8 protein-coding genes are annotated in these 15,015 nt (G+C 72.5%); 5 read left to right on the top strand and 3 right to left on the bottom strand.

All coding sequences use genetic code 11. The annotated features are described in order from the left end of the window. The first annotated feature begins 349 nt into the window (after positions 1 to 349). Both ABZT93_RS30865 and ABZT93_RS30870 read left to right on the top strand, forming a co-directional pair. Positions 350 to 2,437, top strand: coding sequence for an asparagine synthase-related protein (locus tag ABZT93_RS30865; RefSeq protein WP_356110888.1), 2,088 nt, complete (start codon positions 350 to 352; stop codon positions 2,435 to 2,437). Between the two features lie 317 nt (positions 2,438 to 2,754). After that, the gene (locus tag ABZT93_RS30870; protein ID WP_356110890.1) at positions 2,755 to 6,030 is read left to right on the top strand and encodes a BTAD domain-containing putative transcriptional regulator; all 3,276 of its coding nucleotides are present in this window, start codon (positions 2,755 to 2,757) and stop codon (positions 6,028 to 6,030) included. On the opposite strand, the gene ABZT93_RS30875 is transcribed toward ABZT93_RS30870, so the two are convergent. Both ABZT93_RS30875 and ABZT93_RS30880 read right to left on the bottom strand, forming a co-directional pair. Then, positions 6,017 to 7,957, bottom strand: a complete 1,941-nt coding sequence (locus tag ABZT93_RS30875; protein ID WP_356110892.1) for a sigma-70 family RNA polymerase sigma factor — start codon at positions 7,955 to 7,957, stop codon at positions 6,017 to 6,019. The genes ABZT93_RS30870 and ABZT93_RS30875 overlap by 14 nt on opposite strands. A gap of 259 nt (positions 7,958 to 8,216) precedes the next feature. Further along, positions 8,217 to 8,996 (bottom strand): helix-turn-helix domain-containing protein, encoded by a 780-nt coding sequence (locus ABZT93_RS30880; protein WP_356110894.1) that lies wholly within the window; start codon positions 8,994 to 8,996, stop codon positions 8,217 to 8,219. A gap of 374 nt (positions 8,997 to 9,370) precedes the next feature. Here ABZT93_RS30880 and ABZT93_RS30885 point away from each other — a divergent pair, with 374 nt between their 5' ends. Beyond that, positions 9,371 to 10,750: an NAD(P)/FAD-dependent oxidoreductase gene (locus tag ABZT93_RS30885; protein WP_356110896.1), complete on the top strand. Its 1,380-nt coding sequence runs from the start codon at positions 9,371 to 9,373 to the stop codon at positions 10,748 to 10,750. Positions 10,751 to 10,970: 220 nt separating this feature from the next. Continuing rightward, on the top strand, positions 10,971 to 12,608 hold the full coding sequence (locus tag ABZT93_RS30890) for a SpoIIE family protein phosphatase (protein ID WP_356110898.1): 1,638 nt from the start codon (positions 10,971 to 10,973) through the stop codon (positions 12,606 to 12,608). A 76-nt stretch (positions 12,609 to 12,684) separates the two neighbouring features. Here ABZT93_RS30890 and ABZT93_RS30895 read toward each other — a convergent pair whose 3' ends face one another. Further along, positions 12,685 to 13,941 carry an MFS transporter gene (locus ABZT93_RS30895; RefSeq protein WP_356110907.1) on the bottom strand — a complete coding sequence of 419 codons (1,257 nt, stop codon included), beginning with the start codon at positions 13,939 to 13,941 and terminating at the stop codon, positions 12,685 to 12,687. A 134-nt stretch (positions 13,942 to 14,075) separates the two neighbouring features. Here ABZT93_RS30895 and ABZT93_RS30900 point away from each other — a divergent pair, with 134 nt between their 5' ends. Further along, complete coding sequence (locus tag ABZT93_RS30900) at positions 14,076 to 14,624, top strand: MarR family transcriptional regulator (RefSeq protein WP_356110900.1); 549 nt, start codon at positions 14,076 to 14,078, stop codon at positions 14,622 to 14,624. Positions 14,625 to 15,015: the final 391 nt, after the last annotated feature.

The following is a 15,015-nucleotide window of genomic DNA, read 5'->3' on the forward strand; positions in this document are numbered from 1 at the left end:
CCGGGCTGCGCGCCTGTCGTGCGGCGTGCGGACTGTGTACGGAGCGTGCGCGAGCCTGCTTCGATGTCGCCGATTTGGCTGAAAATCAACCCTCGCTCTCGTGGGTGATCAGCCCTCCTACCATGGCAGTTGAGGGCGCGTTAGGCGTTTTTGGGGAGCGTATCGGGGGCGCATTCGCGTCGCACACTCCTTGCCCCGCGCGGGTGTTCGCAGGCGTACGCGGGTGTTCGCAGGGGCGCGTTCCCCGCATCACGAGCGGCTCCACCGGCCCTCCGGCAGGCTTCCTTCATGGCAGCATGGTGACCGGTTCGAACGGTGCACTGGTTGTCCACAGCCTGTGGAGGCGTCGATGCGGTGGTTGGTGGGATGGAGCAGCACCGCCGCGGGTGTCTCCGGAATCGGGACGGCCGGGGCGACCGGAAGCGACGGCGAGACCGTGCACCCGGTGGGTTCCCACCTGCTGTGGGGTGACCCGGATCCGCTGTGGGCGGTCGGCGACTGGCGCCCCGACGAGGTGCGCGTGGTCACGGTCGACGCGCAGACCCGGATCGCGGTTCTCGGCACCTGCGGGGCCTCCGACGAGCAGCTGCGGATCGGACTGCTCGCCGCGCGCGGAGGGGCACTTCGGCATCTGACGGCCTGGTCGGGCGCGTACACGGCGGTGGTCCAGGTGGGCCGCCGGGTCACCGTGGGCGGCGATCTGGCGGGCGCCAGGCCGGTGTTCTACACGCCCTGGGCCGGCGGCACGGCCTACGCGACCGCGGCCCTGCCCCTCGCCGACCTCATCGAGGCCAACCTCGACTTCGGGCACCTCGCCGCGCTGCTCGCCGCCCCCGACGTACCGGCCGCGCTCCACGACTCCACCCCCTACGACGGCGTTCGGCGCATTCCGCCGGGGCACGCGCTGATCCTGCGCAACGGCGCCCGCGAGATCGCCGGATACGAGCCGGTGGCCTCCCTCGCGGTCGCCGCGCCCTCCGCCGACCCGGACCGCGCCGTCGACGCGGTGCGTGACGCCCTGGTGGAGGCTGTACGCGCGCGTCTGTCCGCCCCGAGGCATGTGCCCGACATCGACCCCGGTCCGGTGCCCGGCATGGGGCCCGCCGAACGGCGTGCCGCGCGCGGGATGCCGGTGCCGGGGATCGGGGCCGACCTGTCCGGGGGGCCCGCGTCGGGGACGCTCGCCCTGCTGGCCGCCGGGCTGCCGGGGATGCCGGGGACGGTCCTCGGGCACGGCACCGGGGCCGGTGAGCGGCTGCTCGCGGTCACCTTCAACGACCTCGCTGTCGGCGGCCGGGAGGCCGAACTGGAGCGGGCGGGCACCCTCGCGGCGAATCCGCGGCTGCACCACGTGGTGGTGACCGGCGGCGAGGAAACGCTTCCGTACGCCGAGCTGGACGGGCCCCTGACGGACGAACCCGGGCCGTGTCTGGTGACGGCGGCGCGGCACCGGGCGCGGCTCGCCGCGGGCAGCGCCGACCACTTCACGGGGTACGGGGCACGGCAGGTGCTCGACGCGCATCCGGCGCGCCTCGCGGACCTGCTGATGGACCGCAAGCGGCGCCATCTGGTCCGGCCCGTGGCCGCCCTGACCAAGGCGGACGGCTCCGTGCTCGTCCCCGCGCGCGTGTACGGCGCCGCGCGGAAACTGGCCCGTACGCCGTACCGGGTCGGTCTGGACATGCTGGCCGACCGGCTCATGCACCAGCGTTTCGACGAGCCCGGGGGTGCGGTGGGGGCCTCTCTCGCCGCGCTCACCTGGGCCAGACCGGGGCCCGCGGCACGGTGGCTGACCGGCGAGGCGCTGGCTGAAGTATCGGTTCGCCTGCAGGGAGCCACGCATCGTTCCGGGGTGGGTCCCGGGCAGCATCCCGGCGACTTCCGCGCGCGTGCGGCGCTCGCGCGTCACGCGTCGGACCTGCGTGTCCTGGAGCAGGCCGTGGAGATCCGCTCCCAGCGGCTGCACATGCCGTTCCTGGACAACCAGGTGGTGCGTGCCTGCCGTGCCCTCCCCGAGGCGCTCCGGGTCCGGCCGGGGGCTCGCGCGGACATCCTCCGTACGGTTCTGGAGGGCGCCGGTGTCTCCGACCTCCCGCCGGGCTGGGGCGCCCCGTCCCACGCCTCCTCTGCCGCGGCGACCCGTACGGGGCTGCGGGTGGCGGCCGACTCCCTGATGTCCCTGTTCGGCACGCCCTTGCTGGCACAGGCCGGTCTGGTGGAGGCCCGGGTGGTCCGCAAGGCGCTCCGGGCGGCGGCGGAGGGCGAGCCGCTGCCTCTGGACGGCTTGGCGGACCTGGTCTCCCTGGAACTGTGGCTGGGCCGACTCCTGTCCCGCCGCGGCACGTGCTGGACCGGCACCCCGGCACGCGCGCGTGCGGTGCCCGGGGGGATTCGGCCGCAGCGGGGGGCGCTGGGAGCGGGTGCCTCCGGCGGTTGAGCGGAGGTGCCTGCGGCAGCCCGTTCCGGTGCGGTGAGGGCTGGTCGCGCTGACGCCTGCGGCCGCCCGCGCAGGTTGGGTGGGGGCAGCGCGTCAGGTTCGGCGGGTGGCGAACGGTTCGTCGTCGCGCGCGGGACTGCACCTACCCAGGGGCGCGGGGAACTGCGCGACCAGCCACAACGCACCCGCACCCGCCCGACGGCATCGCGAGGCACCTCTGTAGGCGCCGGCCCCGACCCAGCTACCCGACGACCCCATAACCGCCCCGCCCCGCAAAAAGCCACAGCCGACACCCAGAACCCGGTGACAATGAACCGGTGCGGTACAGAATTCTGGGCGTCACCCAGGCAACGGACGGCGACGGCACCGTCATACCCCTCGGCGGCCCCCGCCTCCGCACCCTGCTCGCCGCCCTCGCCCTCCGTCCCGGCCGTACCGCGAGCCCCGAGACCCTCATCGACGAGGTGTGGGGGGAGGACCCGCCCCAGGACGCCCCCGCCGCCCTCCAGGCCCTCGTGGGCCGGCTCCGTCGTACCGTCGGCAAGGACGCGATCGTGTCCGGCCCGGGCGGCTATCGGCTGGCCGCCGCCGAGGACGACGTGGACCTGTACGTCTTCGAGCAACTGGTACGGCGAGGAACCGCGGCCCTGGCCCACGGCGACGCGCGCACCGCTGCCGTAGAACTCTCCGCGGCCCTCGCCCTGTGGAGCGGTGACGCTCTCGCCGACCTCCCCGACCGCACCGCCGCCACCCGCCCCGAGGCACTGCGCGTGGAGGCCACCCGGGCCCGGATCGAGGCGGATCTGCTGCTCGGCCGGGCCCTGGACGTCGTACCGGAACTGAAGGAGCTGACCGGGGCCCATCCGTACGACGAGCCGCTGCACGTTCTGCTCATCCGCGCCCTGCGCGACAGCGGCCGGGGCGCCGACGCCCTCGCCGCCTACGAGACCGCCCGCCGGGCCCTCGCCGAAGGCCTCGGCACCGACCCGGGCTCGGCGCTGCGGAACCTGCACGGCGAGCTGCTCACGGCCCCTCCAGGCCGCCCCCGTGCCGAACGCACCGGCAACCTCCGTCCGCGCCTTACCTCTTTCGTGGGCCGGGAACCCGAACTCGACGCCATCCGTTCCGAATTGCACAGGGCCCGCCTCGTCACCCTCACCGGACCGGGCGGATCCGGAAAGACCCGTCTCGCCGAGGAAGCCGCCGCCGGGCTCCCGCAGGCGTGGCTCGTCGAGCTGGCCCCGCTCGACCGGCCGGAGGCGGTGCCCGGCGCGGTGGTCAGCGCGCTCGGTCTGCGCGAGACCGTGCTCATGACCACCGAGCTGACGGCCCCGCAGGACGACCCGCTCACCCTGCTCGTCGAGTACTGCGCCCCGCGCAGCCAACTCCTGATCCTTGACAACTGCGAACATGTCATCGAGGCGGCCGCCCACCTCGCGGAGGCCCTCCTCACCCGCTGCCCGGGGCTCACCGTCCTCGCCACCAGCCGTGAACCCCTGGGCGTGCCGGGTGAGTCGGTGCGGCCGGTCGAGCCTCTCCTCCCCGACCAGGCCCACCGCCTCTTCGCCGAGCGCGCCGCCGCCGTCCGCCCTGCCGCGGACGCCGTGCTCGCCGACAAAGAGGCCGTCACCGAGATCTGCCGGCGCCTCGACGGGCTGCCCCTCGCCATCGAACTCGCGGCGGCCCGCCTGCGCCTGCTCACCCCCCGTCAGATCGCCGACCGCCTCGACGACCGCTTCCGCCTCCTGACCTCCGGAAGCCGTACCGTGCTGCCCCGCCAGCAGACCCTGCGGGCCGTCGTCGACTGGTCCTGGGAGCTGCTCGACGAGCGGGAGCGGACCCTGCTGCGCGAGGTCTCGGTGTTCGCGGGCGGCTGGGCCCTGGAGGCGGCGGAGGCGGTGTGCACCGGGCCGGCCGCCGAGCTCCTCGGCACGCTCGTGGACAAGTCCCTGATCGTGGCCACCCCGTTCCAGCGGGACGGCTCCGACGGCATGCGCTACCGCATGCTGGAGACCATCCACGAGTACGCCGTCGAGCGCTCCGCCGAGCGCCCCGAGCCGCGCGCCGCCGCCGAGCTCCGGCACCGCGCATGGGTGCGCGGGCTCGTCGAGGAGGCCGAACCACAGCTGCGTTCGGCCGGACAACTCCCGTGGATCTCCCACCTGGAGGCCGAGCTGGACAACATCCGCGCGGCCTTCGACCGCACCCTCGTCGCGGGCGACGAGACGGAGGCCGCTGCCCTGGCCCTCGGCATGGGCTGGTTCTGGTGGCTGCGCAACTACCGCCGCGAGGGCATGACCTGGGTGGACAGGGTCCTGCGCCTCGGCATGGCCCTGGACAGGGCGGCCATGGGGGACCGGCACCACACCCCGCCCAACGGCGAGACCGAGGACCCGATCGACGCCTACCTCACCGCCGCGCCCACCGAGACGGACCACCCGGCACACCGCCCGCGTATGAACCTCCGCATGCTCCATCTCTTCCTCAAGGCCGAGACGGAGCCCATGGACGGCGACCTGGACCCCCGCCTGCGCCGCTATGTCGAACTCGTCCGGAACCACTTCGCGCAGGGCGGTCCCGACGCCGCCCGCCTCCCCGGCATCGTCTGGCCCGTGATCGGCCTCACGATGAAGGACCCGGTGGACATCCGTCCCCTGATGGACACCTCCGTCGCCCACTGCCGGACCCACGGCGACGACTGGGCCGTCGCCGTCGCCCTGATGCTCCGCACCCACATGGCGGTCGACTCCCCGGGCGGCATGACCGGTGTCGACGAGGATCTGGAGGAACTGCGCGTCCTCAGCCGCCGCGTGGGCGACCGCTGGCTCCGCGCCCAGGTCAGCAGCGCGGCCGGCGAGGCGGCCATGGCCCGCGGCCGCCCCGCCGAGGCCAAGGAGGAGTACGAGGAGGCACTGCGCCTCGCCCACGAGGTGGGCGCGTACGCCGAGACGCCGTTCCTCGTCGCCCGGCTCGCCGAGGTCGCCTATCGCACCGGCGACCGCTCCACCGCGCTCGCCACCCTGGACGAGGCGAGCGCCGCGGGTGAGCGGTACGGCGTCCCGGAGACCCGGGCGTTCGTCAGGCTGATGCGGGCCCAGATCGCCCTGGAGGACAAGGACTTCGCCCGCGCGCGCGAGTTGGTCGACACGGTTCGTGAGGAGATCGGTCAGTCACCCACGCCACCTCAGTTCACGGTGATGCTCAACTCGATCGCCGCTTCGGTGACGGCCGCCGAGTCCGGCCCCGAGCACGGACTGCCCCTGCTGGCGGACACCGTCCGCGAGGCGATCGAGAAACGCTGTTCCGACACGGTCGTGGCGACGCTCGTGGACGGCGCGGCGGTCCTGCTCTGCGACCTCGGCGACCTCCCGCGCGCGGTGCGGCTGCTCGCCGCCGCCGAGCGGTGGCGCGGCGGCGACCCGCGCCCTCACCCCGAGCGGGTGGACGCTGAGCGCGCGCAGGCCCGGGCCCGCACCGGCCTGGGCCCCGTGCGCCACGCGGCGGAACTCGCCCGGGGCACGGCCCTCACCCCTGCCGAGGCCCTCGCCGAGCTCGACGCGGTGACACGGGCGCGGCGCGTCATGCACACCTGAACTTCGACTCCGCCCAGTTCGCGAGCATCAGGTCGTCGAAGGCACTGCGCGGCTCGACCACCAGCCGTACGGTCCGGTGCCCGGCGAGGTCCACGTGGACGGGCACGGCCGGGTCGCCGCCCTCGACCCATCCGGACCGCCACAGCCGGGCCCGGTCGGCGTACACGGAGAAGGAGACCTTGCCGAGGCCCAGCGTCATGTCGTCGACGCCGACCATCGCGTCGTAGGAGGAGCAGGCGCGGTTGAGGTCGATCGTGACGGACGAGCGGCCGTGCACGGTCACGCCGTGGGCGTACTCCCGGTCGGCGACCGAGACGCCGTAGCGCTGCCACACCCAGCTGCTCTCGCCGATCCGCATCTCGGGCTCGCTGCCGTCGCCGGAGACGTCGTAGGCGAGCTCGCTCCACTGGAAGACGGCCGGCGGGGGCGGGGGCGGGGGAGCCGGCGTCGGCGTCGGTGTGGGGGCCGGTGGCGTGGGCCTTGGGGTCGGTGTCGGTTTCGGGGTGGGGGTCGGCGTGGGAGTCGGGGTGGGCTCCGGGGGCGAGGTGGGCGTGGGGGTCGGTGTCTGCGTCGGTGCGGCCACCGCCACCGGGATCAGCGGGGGCTCCGGCCTGCTCGGGGAAGGCGTGGGCGCCGGGTCGGCCGGGTCGGCCGGTTCGACCACCGGCGCGGATGCCGGCGGCTTGGCGTCCGGCTTCCTGGCCGGGCTGTCGTCGCCGATCAGCGCGAGCGCCACCGCGGCGGCGGCCACGGCGACCACACCGGCCGCGATACCCGCCTTCACCGGTGCGCCGAGCCCCTCCGAGGCCGCGGCGCCGCCGGCGCCCGCCCCGCCCGAGGAGCCCTCGCTCGCCGCGGCGGCCGCGCCCGCGGCACCGGCCGCTCCCGCCCCGGCGCCGCCCGCGATGAGCCCGACGGCCTTGGCATAGCCGGCCGCCCCGAACCAGCCGATGACCGCGATCGGTACGACGGCGGGGATGCCTCCGGCGACTTCCTTGATCTGGCCCGCGGCCAGCCGGCACTTGGCGCACTCCTCCAGGTGCCTGCGCAGGCCGCGTTCGGCACGCGTGCGCAGGCCGCCGCGGGCGTAGGCGCCGAGCCGGTCGGCGTAGCGGGCGCACTCCTCGTCGGTCGCGAGGGCCGCGCTGACATGCGCCTGGAGATAGGCCTGCTTGAGGCCCTCGCGGGCGCGGCTGGCCAGTACCCGCGTGCCGTTGGCGTCGAGCCCGAAGAGGGTGGCGACCTCGCTCGGCGACTCGTCCTCGACCTCGGTGTGCCACAGCACGGCCTGCCAGCGCTCGGGCAGCGACCGGAAGGCCTGCATGGCCATGGACTGCTCGGCCACGTGCATCGCGTGGACGTCGGCGCCGAGGTCCAGTGTGTCGTCGTCGGAGACCTCGGAGGTGCGCGCGGCCTGGGCGGCGAACACCGCGAAGTCGTCGACGAGCTGCTCCCGCTTCGCCGACTTGGTCCAGCCGGCGGCGACGCGGCGGACGCTGGTGAGCAGATAGGCGCGTACGGCGTGCTCGGGGCCGTGGCCGCCGCGCACCGCCTGGAGCATGCGGGCGAAGACCTCGGCGGTGAGGTCGTCGGCGGTGTGGCCGTCGCGGCAGCAGGTGCGGGCGTATCGGCGCACGGACCCCGCGTGGCGCCGGTAGAGGGCCTCGTAGGCCATGTCGTCGCCGGAGCGCATCCGGTCGATCAGGTCGGCGTCGGACGGCTGCGTCTCCCTGGGCGGCGGCAGGACGCCGCCGTCCTCGCGCCGGTCGCGCTGCGCCGGGACGCTGCCCTCGACGGGTTCGCCGCCCTGGGCCGGGATGCCGCCCTGCGGGATGCCCGCGCGACCGCCCTGGCCCGGCACTCGGGGGGTGCCCCCGGCTTCCTCGTCGCCCTCACCGAGGGGTTCGTTCCGCCCGTCAACGCTCATCGCGGAATGCCCCCGCCGCCGGCCCAACCAGTCCCGAACACCGGCTCAGCGTGCCATATTGGCTTTTGGTCAGCGCCCGGCTGTACGGCGCATCCACCCGTCCGTGGGGACTTCCCGCACGGCAGTACTGAGCATCACCCGGATGGGGAAGACTCAACTGTCGTGTCTGGCGCGGGAGTTGCCTCACCCGCCCGGAAAGCGCCGGAATGTTCAGGGGTGCGGACGGCAGCCGCCCGCACCCCACTGTCACCCTTTCGAGTCACACCGGCCGGGACCTCAGCCCCTCCAGCAGGATGTCCAGCAGCCGCGCCGAGGCCGCCGCCTGCTGCGCCGCGTCCGGCAGCGAGGGCGCCGCGGTCGCGATCACCAGCAGGACGTCCGACACCGACACATCGGTCCGCAGCTCACCGGCCGCACGCGCGCGGTCCACGAGCTGGCCCACGACCTCCAGCAGCGCCGCGGCCCCGGCGTCGTCGGCGGAGACCAGCGGGGCCTCCTCCGGCACCAGACGCAGCTCCCCGGAGCCCGGGGTCGTCCGCTGCTGCGGCACCCGCGTCTCGTCATAGCCGTCGGACACCTCGTCGGCGACCCCGACCCGCAGCACCTGCGGCGGCAGCAGCCGCCCGGCGCCGGACGCGACCGACGTGCGCAGGAAGCGCGACAGCGCCGACCACGGCTCGTCCTCCTGGCCGAGCGCCGCCCGCGCCTGGTCGGTCAGCCGGGAGGTCTCCTCCTCGGCTATCCGCCGGACCAGGACGTCCTTGCTCGGGAAGCGCCGGTACACCGTGCCGACACCGACCCGGGCGCGCCGCGCCACGTCCTCCATCGGCGCGCCGTAGCCCAGCTCGCCGAAGACCTCGCGCGCCGCGCGCAGTACATGTTCCAGGTTGCGCTGTGCGTCCACGCGCAGCGGGGCCGAACGTGATCCGTCACGTCCGTTGCCCGCCGCGCTCATCGTCGAACCCATCGCGCCGCCCATCGCCCCGCCACCGGGTGCGACGGCGGACGCGGTAGACCAATGAGAGCCCTGAATGTGCATAAATGATCCCCCGGTAATGACGTCTCCCCCCGGAGACTCTCCCCGCCATCGAAAGCCGGAGCGTGCGGAACAAGCCCGTTTCGCGAGTCCGCCCGTCGCGGACCCGGAGCGCATCCCCCTACACCCCGTCGACACACGAACATAGTTGAGTGGGGGTCAATTCAGAAGGGGCAGGTTCCGCACGGAGCGCCCCCCGATCGGAGTACGGGTGGCAAACGCCCCGATTGCACCCCCTCCGCCCGCCCGGCGCACACCCGTTGACCTGCGAAACTTTCGCGCCCTCCGGCGAATCGGCCAACCCGGCGCGCCGACGACTTCCGGTCACACAATTTGTCGAGGCTGTGGACAAACTCAAGCGACGGGTGCGTCATGGGATGGTGAAGGAACGTGCGCGCATTCTGGTTGTCGGCGGCGGCTACGTCGGGATGTACACGGCTCTGCGTCTGCAGCGCAAGCTGAAACGGGAACTCGACCGGGGCGAGGTCGAGATCACCATCGTCACCCCCGACCCGTACATGACCTATCAGCCGTTCCTGCCCGAGGCGGCCGCCGGATCCATCTCCCCGCGCCACGTCGTCGTACCGCTGCGCCGCGTCCTCGACCGCTGCCGCATCATCGTCGGCGAGGCCACCGCGATCGACCATGCCAAGCGCACGGCCTCCGTCACCACGCTCGCCACCGAGGAGGAGCGCACCGGCGGCGAACAGCTGTCGTACGACGAACTCGTCCTCGCCCCGGGCTCGATCGCGCGCACCCTGCCGATCCCCGGACTCGCCGACCACGGCATCGGGTTCAAGACGGTCGAGGAGGCCATCGGCCTGCGCAACCACGTCATCGAGCAGATGGACATCGCCTCCTCCACGCGCGACCCCGCGATCCGCGACGCGGCGCTCACCTTCGTCTTCGTCGGCGGCGGCTACGCGGGCGTGGAGGCGCTCGGCGAGCTGGAGGACATGGCCCGCTACACCGCGCGCTACTACCACAACGTCCGTCCCGAGGACATGAAGTGGATCCTCGTCGAGGCCTCCGACCGCATCCTTCCCGAGGTCGGCGAGGAGATGGGCCGCTACACGGTCAGCGAACTGCGCCGCCGCAACATCGACGTACGGCTGAACACCCGCCTGGACTCCTGCGTGGACCGCGTCGCCGTCCTCAGCGACGGCAAGAGCTTTCCCACGCGTACGGTCGTCTGGACCGCCGGCGTGAAACCCAGCCCGCTCCTGGCCGCCACCGACCTCCCGCTCAATGAGCGAGGTCGGCTGAAATGCACCCCCCAGCTCACCGTCGAGGGCACCACGCACGCGTGGGCGGCCGGAGACGCGGCCGCCGTCCCCGACGTCACCGCCGAGGAACCCGGCAAGGAGACGGCCCCCAACGCCCAGCACGCCGTACGCCAGGCGAAGGTCCTCGGCGACAACATCGCGCACGCGCTGCGGGGCGAGCCCCTGGAGACGTACTCCCACAAGTACGTCGGCTCGGTGGCCTCCCTGGGCCTCCACAAAGGTGTCGCGCAGGTCTACGGACGCAAGCTGAAGGGCTACCCTGCCTGGTTCATGCACCGCGTCTACCACCTCAGCAGGGTCCCCACCTTCAACCGCAAGGCCCGCGTCCTGGCCGAATGGACCCTGTCGGGGCTCTTCAAGCGGGAGATCGTCTCCCTCGGTTCACTGGAACATCCCCGAGCGGAGTTCGAACTCGCGGCCGGTGGAAAGCATCCTCACGACCCCACGAACGACCCGAAGGGGTCGTCCTGACCGGACCGAGGAACTCCACGGACCGCCCCGGCGTCTGACGAATGTCGACCGGTCGGTCACCCTGCCAGACTGGTGCCCGACTTCGGACGGGCAGCCGCCCGCCCCTCGAACCAAGAGGTTTTCCCACCGTGCCGCACCCCCGGGCTGCCGTCCCCAGCCCCCCGGCCGGGCCCGGAGCCGGCCCGAAGACGCCGAAGACGACGACGCGAGGCAAGGATTCGTGAACTTCACGCGCTGGAGCGCCCGCCTCCCCGGAACGCAGCGCCGCGCCGCAGCGCGGACCGACGACATGGTCACCGAGGACCGCCTGAGCGAGGGCGCCGTCCCCGCGGCCCGCGCCGAACAACTGACCGTGCCGGTCCCCGCCGTCGACGAACTCCCCGTACGCGAGGTCCTCGACCGTGTCCCCGCCCTGGTCGCCCTCGTCCACGGCCCCGACCACCGCCTCGCCTACGTCAACGACGCCTATGTGGTCGCCTTCGGCCTGCGCTCCCCGGGCCAACCGGCCCGCGAAGCCCTCCCGGAGCTCGACGAGATCGGCCTCCTCCCGCTCCTCGACCAGGTCCTGCGCAGCGGCAAGCCCCGCACGGTCAAGTCCCGCAAGGCCCCCGACGGCCGCTCCTACACCTTCACCTGCACGCCCGTGACGCAGGGCGACGGCGGCGGCAGCGGAGTCCTCGTCTTCGCGACCGACGTCACCGACCACGCCGAGGCCGCCGAGCGCCTCAGAGCCAGCGAGCGCCGCCAGCGCGAGACCGCCGTCACCCTCCAGCGCAGCCTGCTCCCGCAGGAACTCGAGGAACCCGACGACCTGCGCATCGCCGCCACCTACCACCCCGGCGGCACCGAGGCGGCGGTCGGCGGCGACTGGTATGACGTCATCACCCTCGGCGGTGGCCGCACCGCCCTGGTCATCGGCGACGTCATGGGCCGCGGGGTGCGCGCGGCGGCGGTCATGGGACAACTCCGCACGGCGGTCAGGGCGTACGCCCGCCTGGACCTCCCGCCGCACGAGATCCTGCAGCTCCTGGACGGCCTCGCCATGGAGATCGACGCCAACCAGATCGCCACCTGCGTCTACGCCATCCATGACCCGAACGAGGGCAAGCTGGTCTACGCCTCGGCCGGCCACCTGCCCATCCTGGTCCGCGACGAGAGCGGCGTCGTCCTGCGCGCCGACGAGCCCACCGGTCCGCCGCTCGGCACCGGCGGTTGGATGCACGCCTCGGGCTCCATCCCGCTCGGCCCCGGTTCCACGGCCGTCCTCTACACGGACGGCCTGGTCGAACGCCGCAACGAAGACCTGGACGAGGGCATCGCGGCCCTCGAACGCGCCCTGGCCGGCGCCACCGGCACCCCCCAGGTGATCTGCGACCGGCTGGTCCGCTCGGCCGGCGTCACCGCGGAACACGACGACGACGTGGCCGTCATGGTCCTCCAGCACCCGGCCCACACCGGCCCCGACAGCGATCTCTTCCGCAACGCCGCGCTGGAACTGCTGGGCGGCGTCGAAGCGGCTCCACGCGCGCGTGCGTTCGCCTCCGGCGTGCTGACCAGTTGGCGGTTCCCCGTCGAGCTGCACGACCTGGGCGTGCTGGCGGTGAGTGAACTGGTCGCCAACTCGCTGCAGCACGGGACTCCACCCATGCGGCTGCGGCTCCGCCGCACCGACCGGCGGCTCATCGTCGAGGTGACGGACGGCGATGACCATCTGCCTCGGCGCCGGAGGGCCGAACCGGGCGACGAATCGGGCCGTGGGATCGCGATCGTGGCGACCATCGCGTCGAACTGGGGGTCCCGGAGGACGCCGGGGGGTGGCAAGGCGGTCTGGTGCGAGTTCGTGCTGCCCAAGGGGTAGCGGTCTGGGGGAGCGGGGCGGCCGAGGGTGCGCGGGGGCTTGTCGCGCAGTCCCTCGCGCCCCTGAGGAGTGGGAGCTAGGCGGCCAGAGACTTCGCCGTCGCTCCACCCTGTGCCACTACTCGGCTCTTCCGCAGTGACGGCTGGTTCTGCACCGGCGTCAGCTGCTTGCCCAGACGCAGCGCGAGGTACGTGATGCCCAGCGAGAACAACAGGAACGTCACGATGTACGGGGCGTGCAAGGAGGCTCCCATCGGGCCGCCGACCGCCGGACCGACGGCCAGGGCGAGCTGCTTCACCAGGGCGAAGGCGGAGTTGTACTGGCCCGCCATCCCCTCCGGCGCCAGATCGGCGACCAGCGGAGCCACGGTCGGCGACAGCATCGCCTCACCCAGCCCGAACAGGGCGTACGTCGACACGAACGCGGCCGTGGCCATCTCCTGGCTGCCGTGTCCGAGCCCCGCGTAACCGGCGGTGACCCACGCCACGGCCCAGATGAGCCCGACCAGGGCGATCACCCGGGACCGCCTCCGCCGCTCGACGAACCTCAGCACGGCGAACTGCGCGACCACGATCATGGCGGTGTTGGCGGCCAGCGCCGTGCCCAGCGCGGACGTGGAGATGCCGGCGGCCTCGACGCCGTACGCGCTCAGGCCGGACTCGAACTGTCCGTAGCAGGCGAAGAACAGCACGAACCCCAGCACAGACAGCTGCACCATGGCCCGGTTGCCGAGCAACTGCTTCCAGCTGCCTGTGCCGGACCGGGTCGGCGCGCCCTCGATGCGCGGCGTGTGCGGCAGCCGCAGGGTCGCCATCACGACCACCAGCAGCAGGAACATCGCCGCCTCGATCGCGAACAGCAGAGTGAAGGACGCCGGGCTCGACGTGTCCACCAGGTGCCCGCCGATGAGGCCGCCGACGCCGAGCCCCAGGTTCTGCAGGAAGAACTGCATGGCGAAGGCCCGGGACCGCGTCTCCGAGGGCGAGCAGTCCACGATCATCGTGGCCAGCGCGGGCTGCATGACCGCCTGACCGGCCCCGAGCGCGGCCGCCGACAGCAGCACGGTCGGCGCATGGCTCGACAGTCCGAGGCTCAGCGCTCCGAGCGCGGCCATGAGCAGGGCGGTGAGCAGCACCGGCAGTGGGCCCCGACGGACGATGGTCCGCCCGGCGAGGGGCAGCACGATCAACGCCGCCACGGCGAAGACGGCGAGGACCGCCGCCGCTGTCATGGCCCCGAGTCCCCGCACCTGCGCCACGTAGACGTACAGGTAGGGGACTGTGAAACCGAGCCCGAACGCACTGAGTGCGTTGCCCACGTGGATCCGGCGCATCGCTGCGCCTATCGCCCTGGTCACGTTCACCTCTCTCACTAGTTAGGAGTGAAGACTTCAAAGCTAAAGTTCGAAGCTAAAGAGTACATACTGAAGGACTTCAAGGCAAAGGAGGTGCGTGCCATACTGCGGCCATGGCCAAGACTCCTGGCATCCCCGAGCCGACGCTCGAAGAGCAGATCGCCGCCTACCAGCGCGAGTTCCAGGACCTCGACCCCCAGGTCGAGCAGATCGTCTCGGCGCTCTCCCGGCTGAACCGCCGTATGAACGTCGCCTACGGCCGTCAGACCGCCGCACTCGGCATCAGCAGCGCCGAGTGGGAGGTCCTCAAAGCGCTCGTGCTCTCCGGCGTCCCTTATCGGATGGGTCCCAGTGACCTCGCCAAGCGGCTCGGTCTCACGCCGGCCGCGATGACCCACCGGATCGACCGCATGCTCGGCGAGGGACTGGTGACCCGGGAGCGGGACGAGTCCAATCGGGTCCGCGTGATCGTGGAGCTGACCGTCGAAGGCCGGGAGAAGTGGCTGGAGGCGATGCGCCTCGCCACGGTCTTCGAGGAGGACCTGCTCCAGGACCTGTCCGCAGAGGAGCGCAACACCCTCGGGGACATCCTGACCAGGCTCCTGCGTAGGGTGGAACACGCACAACCGGACGCCGGCGGGCGCCTCAGCGACCTCGACTGAAAAGATCTTGACAGAGGGTGGTTGACAGCCCCCTGCTGGATCCGTAAAGTTCTTCGGGTTGCCACGGGGCCGTAACGGTTCTTCGGTAGCACCTCCGCCGCGAGAGCGGCCACTCAAACCATCAGAACGATCTCCCAGCCGGGATGAATTCGGTGTGCCCGAATTCAATTCGATTTGGGTGCGGCTCCTCGATTTGGGACCGCAGCGAGAGTCCGCTAAGGTTTGAGACGTCGGAACGGCCCAACGGCCGGGAAGACAAGCCCCGCTGACTGGGAATCAGGCCCGAAAGGATCTGATAGAGTCGGAACCGCCGGAAAGGGAAACGCGAGAGCGGGAACCTGGAAAGCACCGAGGAAATCGGAACCGGAAACGGTCTGATAGAGTCGGAAAC

This window comes from Streptomyces sp. NPDC005303 (genome assembly GCF_040607335.1).
Classification (GTDB): Bacteria; Actinomycetota; Actinomycetes; order Streptomycetales; family Streptomycetaceae; genus Streptomyces.